Here is a 272-nt window from a genome sequence, read left to right as displayed (position 1 = left end):
GCTCAGATCACCGTGCTTTGCCCGGTTGAGCAGGCCCTGCTGGCGCATCCAGTCGTCGTTAAACATCTTCGACAGGTACTTGTTACCGCTGTCGCAGGCAAAGGTCACCACCCGCTTAGGCGTGGTTTGTGCACGGCAGTAGCGCAGCGCCGCCGCCAGCAGGGTGCCGCTTGAGGAGCCAGCCAGAATGCCTTCCACCTGCAGAAGCTCGCGGGCGGTGGTGAAGGCTTCCCGGTCGCTAACGCGCAGCGCTGTGCGCACGTTGTCGATGT

1 protein-coding gene is annotated in these 272 nt (G+C 63.2%); it reads right to left on the bottom strand.

What is annotated here, in order from left to right:
* Window positions 1-272, bottom strand: a 272-nt coding sequence (locus GYRE_RS14345; RefSeq protein WP_038256169.1) for a pyridoxal-phosphate dependent enzyme, incomplete at both ends; no start/stop codon positions are given.

The organism is Yokenella regensburgei ATCC 49455 (genome assembly GCF_000735455.1).
GTDB classification, from domain to species: Bacteria; Pseudomonadota; Gammaproteobacteria; order Enterobacterales; family Enterobacteriaceae; genus Yokenella; species Yokenella regensburgei.
Note: the sequence above shows the minus strand (reverse complement) of the source record. Positions and strands in the feature narration are given on the sequence as shown.